Source organism: Wolbachia endosymbiont of Protocalliphora sialia, assembly GCF_053891855.1.
On record NZ_JAIUJX010000001.1, the window covers coordinates 208826 to 211296 of the forward strand.

At 32.3% G+C, this 2471-nt stretch carries 2 protein-coding genes; both read left to right on the forward strand.

Translation table 11 applies throughout. The annotated features are described in order from the left end of the window. A partial coding sequence (locus tag LB100_RS00825) for a collagen-like triple helix repeat-containing protein (RefSeq protein WP_456201014.1) occupies positions 1-939 on the forward strand: 939 nt, incomplete at its 5' end. A gap of 4 nt (positions 940-943) precedes the next feature. After that, complete coding sequence (locus tag LB100_RS00830; RefSeq protein WP_456201015.1) at positions 944-2173, forward strand: hypothetical protein; 1230 nt, start codon at positions 944-946, stop codon at positions 2171-2173. Positions 2174-2471: the final 298 nt, after the last annotated feature.

A 2471-nucleotide genomic window follows, 5' to 3' on the forward strand; every position in this document is an offset into this window, starting at 1 on the left:
GACGGATTAAAAGGAGATATTGGTCCTCAAGGCATAAAAGGTGAGCCCGGTATAGATGGATTAAAAGGAGATATTGGTCCTCAAGGCATAAAAGGTGAGCCCGGTATAGATGGAATAGGTGCTACATTAGCTGATCAGTTTTTACGTGAGATAAGAAAAGCAAAAAATGAAACTCTGGATGCTAAAAAAGCAGCAGAGGCAGCTAAAAATGCTTCAGAAGGTTTTGCAAACAAAGTCGAAGAACTGCACAATAAAACAGCTATTTTTACAAAAAATGCTAAAAGTTTTAACACTCAAGCTTTGCGATCGCAAAGAGACACAGAGGCGCTCTATAGTAAAACAAAAGAGATATTTTGTAGAACAAGTCCAGCAGATCAAATTTGTGGTGCACGTAGAAGAAGGAGGGAAATTAAAAAATCATCAGTGACAAGCGGAGCAAGCAGACCAACTTCATTTATATCTCAAGTAATAAATTTCTTTTACCCTGCGGTAGGACAGGATGAATATAAAGTAAAAAATGAAATACAGGAAGTAGCAAAAATAATAAATGCAGCAGATATTGTAATACAATTTGAAGAAGTATTAGGAGCAACAGCTGTGAAATGTGGCATTTCAAAGAGAAGTCTAAATTTTGATCCAATGGAACTACAGTCAACCATTATCAATAAGTCATTACTTAATGATGAAAATCATAACGAGTTGTTGAAGTTCTTGTGTGTAACTGCGAAAAAATCATTCCCTAATTACAAACAAACCGGTAAATGTTTGGCTATTTTTAAAGATAATATGGAAAAAAGATTAAATGAGCAGAAAAGAGCTTTCGTTAATACTGAAAAAATAGTGGCAGATAATGAGCAGCCAAGGAGTTTTATGAGTTATGTTGCTCCTCCTAGTAGCCTCAGTGCCATTAATCAGCAAGTTATTGGTTATTTAAGGTAATATCATGGAAAAACATATATTTAAAATAGACGATAAAAATCCGCTTTATAAAAAATTGATTAAACTTCCCACTGCATATTACATAGTAAAGGAAAATGGTAATGTTAATACTGTTTCTTCACATATTGGTACAGTTGAAGTAGGGAATATTAATGATTTAAAGTTAAAGGAGCAGGGTGATGAGATAGTTTTATTTACAAACAACTCACCTCTGAAATTAAATGGCATGGACTTTATTATAGAACAAAAAGCTATCATAGGCGAGAATCAAGAGAATATTATAAAACAGCTTAAATTAGGAGAAGAAGCGTTAATTTCACGTAAGTACATAAAAGACACTAATAATTTTGGTGTTCAACTCATAATGAGTGATGATCAAGGAAATTATTTATTTGGAATGCTCAATTTTATCAATTTTAACGATGAAAATGACCCAGTACTAGAAAAGATTAAAGAAGAAAAAGGTGGACTTTATTTTACAATAGAAGGTGATTATATCTATATATCAGATGAAGAAGGAAAATGTCTTCCAGTATGTAAAGATGGTAGTTGCTACAAATATCAATACACAAAAAATGAACATGATATATTAGAAATCAGTGAGATATCAAAAGTAATAGAAAGCTTAACTAAGTCTGAGAAGTGCAGTGTATTAGAAGCAACAGAAAGCTCAATTAAGGCAGGGCAGAATTCTATTTTGCAGCAAGAAAAAAAATTGTCGGATGATATCAATGAAGAAGAAAATGGTAAGCTTGTAGCTACTTTACCGAAAATTGGCTATCATATGCTAAATGGTGAGCTTGTCATATATAACCATACTACAAAAGAAGAAGAGATGAAAATTCCTAGAGATTTTCATTACCTCAAAGTTGTTCAGTCCAGTAATAATGATGATTATCAATTAACGTTTTGTAACTTCTTAGGTAATGAGTTTTTTGAACATAAAAAATATGATCCACAATACTCAAATATTCCAGATAAATATCAATATATAAGTTTAAACTGTATGAAAAAGGAATATAAGCCAAATTTCTGCAAGTTACTTAACGATAAACCATCTTTTTTTATTGCAAAAGGAACTACTAATCAAGATTCTTCAGGCCACTGCCCAGCTGATGTATTTGAATTAACAAACAGTGGAAAAGGTAGAAAAATGACTACATTAACTGAGCAATTTTCCTCTGTAACGGACATAAATGATGAGTCTTACTCAACTGATGACTCAATTCTTTAATCATTCCAGAGCTATCTTAACCACGCACAAAGTATATTATAATTGTTTTTAAAATTGAATCGAGTAGACTTTCAAGCAGTGTAAAAATGTATTCTTTTTAGTTTAGATTCGCTACCATTTTGCCACTCGTTAGTACCACAGTGGTTTTGTAATAGAATGCAAGCTGCAAAAACTTACTTAGCAAAATGAGGTAGATGAGAAAAGACAACTATAGGAACAAATGGGTGTCAAGCACTGGGATGACAAGAAAAGAAACTATAATGCACCCCATAAACTAGACCAAAAAAAAATGGTTGAT